6 protein-coding genes are annotated in these 6,179 nt (G+C 71.8%); 5 read left to right on the plus strand and 1 reads right to left on the minus strand.

Annotation, left to right across the window (positions count from 1 at the left end):
* Nucleotides 1-12: 12 nt before the first annotated feature.
* The 3 genes from ABD236_RS18010 (at nt 13) to fabF (ending at nt 2,673) form a co-directional block, all read left to right on the plus strand.
* Nucleotides 13-1,011: a ketoacyl-ACP synthase III gene (locus ABD236_RS18010; protein ID WP_344074776.1), complete on the plus strand. Its 999-nt coding sequence runs from the start codon at nt 13-15 to the stop codon at nt 1,009-1,011.
* Nucleotides 1,012-1,067: 56 nt separating this feature from the next.
* On the plus strand, nt 1,068-1,316 hold the full coding sequence (locus ABD236_RS18015) for an acyl carrier protein (protein ID WP_344074777.1): 249 nt from the start codon (nt 1,068-1,070) through the stop codon (nt 1,314-1,316).
* Nucleotides 1,317-1,410: 94 nt separating this feature from the next.
* A complete protein-coding gene (fabF, locus tag ABD236_RS18020) occupies nt 1,411-2,673 on the plus strand; it encodes a beta-ketoacyl-ACP synthase II (RefSeq protein WP_344074778.1) in 1,263 nt (420 codons plus the stop codon).
* Between the two features lie 67 nt (nt 2,674-2,740).
* Here fabF and ABD236_RS18025 read toward each other — a convergent pair whose 3' ends face one another.
* Nucleotides 2,741-3,235: a DUF3145 domain-containing protein gene (locus ABD236_RS18025; RefSeq protein ID WP_101388175.1), complete on the minus strand. Its 495-nt coding sequence runs from the start codon at nt 3,233-3,235 to the stop codon at nt 2,741-2,743.
* A gap of 316 nt (nt 3,236-3,551) precedes the next feature.
* Here ABD236_RS18025 and ABD236_RS18030 point away from each other — a divergent pair, with 316 nt between their 5' ends.
* Both ABD236_RS18030 and ABD236_RS18035 read left to right on the plus strand, forming a co-directional pair.
* A complete protein-coding gene (locus tag ABD236_RS18030) occupies nt 3,552-4,478 on the plus strand; it encodes an SGNH/GDSL hydrolase family protein (protein WP_344074779.1) in 927 nt (308 codons plus the stop codon).
* Nucleotides 4,479-4,667: 189 nt separating this feature from the next.
* Complete coding sequence (locus tag ABD236_RS18035; protein ID WP_344074805.1) at nt 4,668-5,888, plus strand: pyroglutamyl-peptidase I; 1,221 nt, start codon at nt 4,668-4,670, stop codon at nt 5,886-5,888.
* Nucleotides 5,889-6,179: the final 291 nt, after the last annotated feature.

A 6,179-nucleotide genomic window follows, 5' to 3' on the forward strand; every position in this document is an offset into this window, starting at 1 on the left:
GCCGTAGCAGCAATGTCGAAGATCAAGCCCAGCAAGGGCGCGCCGTTCGCCCGGATCATGGGCGTCGGCGGCTACCGGCCGACCCGGGTGGTCCCCAACGAGGTCATCCTGGAGAAGATCGACTCGTCCGACGAGTGGATCCGCTCCCGCTCCGGCATCTCCACCCGGCACTGGGCCTCCGACGAGGAGACCGTGACGGCGATGTCGGTGGAGGCCGCGGGCAAGGCCATCGCGGACGCCGGTCTGACCCCCGAGCAGATCGGCGGAGTGATCGTCTCCACGGTCTCGCACTTCAAGCAGACCCCGGCCGTCGCCACCGAGATCGCGGACAAGATCGGGGCGGTCAAGCCGGCCGCGTTCGACATCTCCGCGGGCTGCGCGGGCTTCGGCTACGGCCTGACCCTCGCCAAGGGCATGATCGTCGAGGGCTCGGCGGAGTACGTGCTGGTCATCGGTGTCGAGCGGCTCAGCGACCTGACCGACCTGGAGGACCGCGCGACGGCCTTCCTGTTCGGTGACGGCGCGGGCGCGGTCGTCGTCGGCCCCGCGGACGAGCCGGGCATCGCCCGTACCGTCTGGGGCTCCGAGGGCGACAAGTCCGAGACCATCAAGCAGACCGTGCCGTGGACCGAGTACGACAGCTCCGCGGGCAAGTTCCCTGCGATCACGCAGGAGGGCCAGGCGGTGTTCCGCTGGGCCGTGTTCGAGATGGCGAAGGTCGCCCAGCAGGCGCTGGACGCGGCCGGAATCAGCGCGGACGACCTGGACGTCTTCATTCCGCACCAGGCCAACATGCGGATCATCGACTCGATGGTGAAGACTCTCAAGCTGCCGGAGCACGTCACGGTCGCCCGTGACGTGGAGACCACCGGCAACACCTCGGCCGCCTCGATCCCGCTCGCTATGGAGCGGCTCCTGGCGACCGGACAGGCGAAGAGCGGTGACACCGCGCTCGTCATCGGCTTCGGGGCGGGTCTCGTCTACGCCGCGACGGTCGTTACCCTCCCCTAGGCACACCGGATCTTCCGGATGCCCACAAACCCGTAAAAACACCGAAGGAGCGCCACATGGCCGCCACTGAGAAGGAGATCGTCGAGGGTCTCGCCGAGATCGTCAACGAGATCGCCGGTATCCCCGTCGAGGACGTCCAGCTGGACAAGTCCTTCACGGACGACCTGGACGTCGACTCGCTGTCCATGGTCGAGGTCGTCGTCGCCGCCGAAGAGCGCTTCGACGTCAAGATCCCGGACGACGACGTCAAGAACCTGAAGACCGTCGGCGACGCCGCGAGCTACATCCTGAAGCACCAGGGCTGAGTCGTCCGACTCGGTCCCGGACTCAGTTCCGCGTGACTGCCGCCACCCGGCGGTGGCGCCGCTGATCCCCCCTTACACCGTGGAGAAATTTCCTGTGAGCTCGACCAATCGCACCGTGGTCGTCACCGGTATCGGCGCAACCACACCGCTGGGTGGCGACTCCGCCTCGACCTGGGAAGGTCTGCTGGCGGGCCGTTCCGGCGTCCGGCCCCTGGAGGGCGAGCGCTTCGCCGACCTCCCGGTCCGCATCGCCGCCACCGCCGCCGTCGACCCGGGCGAGGTACTGCCCCGCCCGCTCGCCCGCAAGCTGGACCGCTCGGCGCAGTTCGCGCTGATCGCGGCCAAGGAGGCCTGGGCCGACGCGGGCTTCACCGCCCCCGCCGGTGACGACCAGCCGATCGCCCCCGAGCGGCTCGGCACGGTCATCGCCTCCGGCATCGGCGGTGTGACCACCCTGCTCGACCAGTACGACGTGCTGAAGGAGAAGGGCGTACGCCGCGTCTCCCCGCACACCGTCCCGATGCTGATGCCGAACTCCCCCTCGGCCAACGTCGGCCTCGAGGTGAACGCCCGCGCCGGCGTCCACACCCCCGTCTCCGCCTGCGCGTCGGGCGCCGAGGCGATCGGCTACGCCGTGGAGATGATCCGCACCGGCCGCGCCGACGTCGTCGTCGCCGGCGGCACCGAGGCGGCCATCCACCCGCTGCCGGTGGCGGCGTTCGCCAACATGATGGCGATGTCCAAGAACAACGAGAGCCCCACCACGGCCTCCCGCCCGTACGACAAGGCCCGCGACGGCTTCGTCCTCGGCGAGGGCGCCGGTGTGGTCATCCTGGAGTCGGCCGAGCACGCCGCGAAGCGCGGCGCCCGGGTCTACTGCGAGGTGCTGGGCCAGGGCCTGTCGGCCGACAGCCACCACATCGCGCAGCCCGAGCCGACCGGCCGGGGTGTCGCGGCGGCCCTGCAGAACCTGCTGGACTCCACGGACCTCAAGCCCTCCGAGGTCGTCCACCTCAACGCGCACGCGACGTCCACCCCGCAGGGCGACGTCGCCGAGATCAAGGCGCTGCGCAAGGTGCTGGGCGACGACATGGACCACATCGCGGTCTCCGCGACCAAGTCCATGACCGGGCACCTGCTCGGCGGCGCCGGCGGCATCGAGACCGTCGCCACCGTCCTGGCGCTGCACCACCGCGTCGCTCCCCCGACCATCAACGTCGACGAGCTCGACGACGAGGTCGAGGCGGACATCGTGCGCGGCGAGCCGCGCGAGCTGCCCGCCGGGTCCATCGCGGCGATCAACAACTCGTTCGGCTTCGGCGGCCACAACGTCGTACTGGCGTTCCGCTCCGTCTGAGGCGTACGTACGTGACGAGGAGGGCCCCCACCGAGCGGTGGGGGCCCTCCTCGTCACGCGTCGAAGCTCAGACGACCTGGTGCAGCCAGCGCACGGGCGCGCCCTCGCCCGCGTACCGGAACGGCTCCAGCTCGTCGTCCCAGGGCTTGCCGAGGAGGCGGGCGATCTCGGCCTCCAGGTCGGTCTCGCCGCGCACCGAGCGGGCGAGCGCGGCCCGCAGCCGGTCCTCCGGGATCAGGATGTCGCCGTGGATGCCGGTGACCGCGTGGAAGATGCCCAGGTCGGGCGTGGCGCTGTAGCGCTCGCCCTCGGCCTTGGCGCAGGGCTCCGCCGTGACCTCGAACCGCAGCATCTGCCATCCGCGCAGGGCGGACGCGAGTTTGGAGGCGGTGCCGGGTTCGCCCTGCCAGGAGAACTCCGCTCTCCAGGTGCCGGGCGAGGCGGGCTGGCGGATCCAGTCGAGCTGGACGCGCACACCGAGCACCCCCGCCACGGCCCACTCGACGTGCGGGCACAGCGCGCGGGGGGCGGAGTGGATGTACAGAACTCCACGTGTCGTCACCGGGACCTCCAGTGCGGTTCGAGGTTCGCCTTCCCCAGCGGCCTCGCGCCCCTACCGGTCTCGGTCAGGACAGCACCTGACATTCTGCCCCGGGGTTCAACAGTAAACAGCATCGGGAGCTAATCTCCTGAATGGGGACAGTATGTGACGTGATGTAATTTACCGGAGCCGTCTGGCGTGGTTCCTCTGGCTGGACGGGCCAAAGCTACCGCGCGGAGCAGACAGAAAGGTGTCGTACGGTCGGTCCTGGGCCCGGGAAACACGAAGCTTTCACTCGCCAGGACGCCCGGGGGCACCCGAGGGAGGGGACCAGGGGATGGACCAGGGGACGTTGCCGACGCGCCGAAGCCGCCCCGCGCGGGGGCGCGCCGCGGCCGCCGCCGCTCTCACGGCGCTCACGCTCGCCGTCACGGCGGGCTGCACCAGCTCGCAGCCACCCGCGGAGCACCGCGCCGGGGCCGCCGCGAAGCCCTCGCCGACGCCGACCTCGCACTGGAACCCCCGCCCGGCGTCGATCGCCGCCGTCGGCGACTCCATCACCCGGGGCTTCGACGCCTGCATGGTCCTCTCCGACTGCCCCGAGGCGTCCTGGGCGACCGGCAGTGACACGGGGGTGCGCTCGCTGGCGACCCGGCTGCTGGGCCCGGGCTCCGCGGCCGCCCGCAGCTGGAACTACGCCAAGACCGGCGCCCGGATGTCCGACCTCCCGGCCCAGCTGACCCGGGCCGCGTCCCACCGCCCCGAGCTGGTCACGGTGATGGTCGGCGGCAACGACGCCTGCCGGGACTCGGTGGACGGGATGACGTCGGTGGCCGACTTCCGCTCGGGCTTCGAGCGGTCCCTGCACCAGCTGCGCGCCACCCTGCCCAAGACGCAGGTGTACGTGTCGAGCGTGCCGGACCTCAAGCGGCTGTGGTCGGAGGGCCGGGGCAACGCGCTGGGCAAGCAGATCTGGAAGCTGGGCATCTGCCGGTCGATGCTGAGCGACGCGGACGACCTGGGGGCCGCGGCGGCCGGGCGGCGCGACGCCGTGTACCAGCGGGTGGTGGCGTACAACAAGGCACTCAAGAGCGTCTGCGCGAAGGACCGTTACTGCCGTTACGACGGCGGCGCGGTCTTCGACTACCGCTTCACCGACGACCAGCTGAGCCACTGGGACTGGTTCCACCCCAGCAAGGACGGCCAGAGCCGGCTGGCGGAGATCGCGTACCGCAATGTGACGGCGACGCGGCCCCCGGCGTAGGAGGGCGCGGGGGTGCGGCCGGCGGGCGACGCGGCCGGATTCCTCCCCTTACTCACCCGTCACTCCGAGTCCCCCTGTTCACAGGGGAGTTCCTTCTCGATACTGGCCGCCCAGGCCCCGACGGAAGGATTCCCCGTGGTACGTGGACGGCGTGTACGGGTGGCGCGGCTCGCCCTGCTGGTCGCTTCGATGACGCTCGGCACGGCGCTGGCGCCGGTCTCGGCGCAGGCGCAGGCCCCGGCCGCGACCGGGGCGCCGCCGACCGTGGAGGAGCTGCGCCTGGACCAGGCCGTACCGCGGGAGATCCTGCGGCGCTCCGGGTTCGACGACGTGGCCGCGCGGTTCGCGGACGAGCTGGACGGCGTACGGTCCTACCGGCAGGCCGAGCGGCTGGTCGCCCGGGAGGGGGCGGCGCTGTGGCGGCGGGCCGTGGACCGGGTGCAGGGGCGCGGCCCGGCGGGCGGCGACCTCAGCCGCGGCGACGACCGGCCGCTGTACTGGGCGCGGCTGGGGATGACGCGGGAACTGCGCTCCTGGGAGCCGGGCTTCGGTCTCTCCGCCGCGCGGCGGACGGCGCTGCTCGACCGCCTGGAGCGGGGTTCGCGGGGCCAGGACTCGATCGCGTACGGGTCGGGCACCGGCTACAAGCGGATCCTGCTGACCGGCTTCGACCCGTTCACGCTCGACCGGGACATCCGGATCAGCAACCCGTCGGGCGCGACGGCGCTGGCGCTGGACGGCACCTGGATACGGACGGCCGCCGGGCCCGCCCGGATCGAGACGGCCGTGTTCCCGGTCCGCTGGGACGACTTCGCGGCGGGCACGGTGGAGCGGACGCTGCGGCCGGTGCTGCCCCGGGTCGACCTGTTCACCACGGTGAGCCAGGGGCGGGTGGGGCGGATCGACATCGAGCGGTTCAACGGGGCTTGGCGGGGCGGGTTCCCGGACAACGAGAACGTGTCGCGCACGGAGACCGTCCCGGTCTCCGACCCTTCCAGCCAGCCGCAGTGGACGACCACTTCCCTGCCGTACGCGGCGATCGTGGCGGCCTCGACCGGTCCGTTCCCGGTGTACGACCACACCTCGGTGACGGAGATCCCGGCGGGTGGGACGGGGCCGGTGGTCCGGGACGCCGGGCCTTCGGCGGGGTCCGTGGCGCGGGCCGGGGGCGGGGGTGACTACCTCTCCAACGAGATCGCGTACCGGGCGACGCTGCTGCGAGACCGGCTGGGGTTGTCGATTCCCGGGGGGCATGTGCATACGCCGGTGCTGTTGTTCGGGGCGGGGAACCAGGATCCGTCGACGGGGTCGGTGACGGATCCCGGGTTCGAGCGGAACCGGGGGGAGATTGTGGACCAGGTGCGGTCGATCGTGGCGACGGCGGCTTCCCCCACCCCGCCCCTTCCCTAAACCCTCCGGGGGTGGGTGGGGGCTGAGCTGCTCTCCCGGGCTGCGCCCCCCTTTCGCGGGGCCTGCGGCCCTGGCTCCCCGCTGCGCGTTCGTCTGCGGCCCGGTGCCGGGCTGGTCGCGCAGTTCCCCGCGCCCCTGAACCCGCTTTCGTCCGCGGGCTGTGGCCGGTTGCTCGCGCAGTTCCCCGCGCCCCCGAAAGATCGGTGGCTGAGCCGAGTACTCCGGCGACCGGCAACCCCCTGAGGGGCGCGGGGAACTGCGCGAGCAACCCAGCACGGTCCGCAGACAAAA

This window comes from Streptomyces crystallinus (genome assembly GCF_039521265.1).
Lineage (GTDB): Bacteria > Actinomycetota > Actinomycetes > Streptomycetales > Streptomycetaceae > Streptomyces > Streptomyces crystallinus.

Bases quoted from the DNA above. Each gene is read 5' to 3' on its own strand.
- ABD236_RS18010 (WP_344074776.1), top strand. From the start codon at position 13: ATGTCGAAGATCAAGCCCAGCAAGGGCGCGCCGTTCGCCCGGATCATG.
- ABD236_RS18035 (WP_344074805.1), top strand. From the start codon at position 4,668: ATGACGCTCGGCACGGCGCTGGCGCCGGTCTCGGCGCAGGCGCAGGCC.
- ABD236_RS18015 (WP_344074777.1), top strand. From the start codon at position 1,068: ATGGCCGCCACTGAGAAGGAGATCGTCGAGGGTCTCGCCGAGATCGTC.
- ABD236_RS18030 (WP_344074779.1), top strand. From the start codon at position 3,552: ATGGACCAGGGGACGTTGCCGACGCGCCGAAGCCGCCCCGCGCGGGGG.